Origin of the sequence: Corallococcus sp. AB049A (assembly GCF_003668885.1) — a bacterium.
GTDB classification, from domain to species: domain Bacteria; phylum Myxococcota; class Myxococcia; order Myxococcales; family Myxococcaceae; genus Corallococcus; species Corallococcus interemptor.
Genome location: NZ_RAWL01000930.1, coordinates 1 through 533 on the forward strand (window position 1 = coordinate 1; position 533 = coordinate 533).

1 protein-coding gene is annotated in these 533 nt (G+C 66.8%); it reads left to right on the forward strand.

Going from position 1 to position 533, the window contains the following annotated elements; translation table 11 throughout:
* Positions 1-533, forward strand: a 533-nt coding sequence (locus D7X55_RS45940; protein ID WP_147470471.1) for a glycoside hydrolase family 18 protein, incomplete at both ends; no start/stop codon positions are given.

Consider the following 533-nt stretch of genomic DNA (forward strand, 5'->3'; position numbering starts at 1 on the left):
CCTGCAGACCGATGGCCCCTATGATCCGGCGGCGAGCTACGACCTGCCGGCGCTGGCCAAGGTGTTCGATTTCATCAACCTGATGAGCTATGACATGGGCACCGGCTTCTCATCGGTGTCGACCTTCAATGCGCCCCTGCATGAAGTGCCGGCCGATCCGCTGGCGCCGGAGCTGCGGCGCTGGAACAACGTGGCCGGCGCGGTGCAGTACTACCGCGAGCACGGTGTGCCGGCCGACAAGCTGGTGCTGGGCGTGCCGTTCTATGGGCGCGGCTTCAAGGTCACCGGCGATGCGCCGGATGGCCTGTATCAGCCCTACAGCGCACCGGCCGACGCCGGCGACTGGCGGGTGATCAAGGCGCGCTATCTCGACCAGCCGGGTTGGGTGAAGCACTGGCAGCCGCAGGCGCAGAGCCCGTGGCTGTACAACGCCGTGCAGAAGATCTTCATCAGCTATGAAGACCCGCGCTCGATCGGCCTGCGTGCCCGGTTCGCCCGTGAGCAGGGCCTGGCCGGGGTGTTCATGTGGGAGC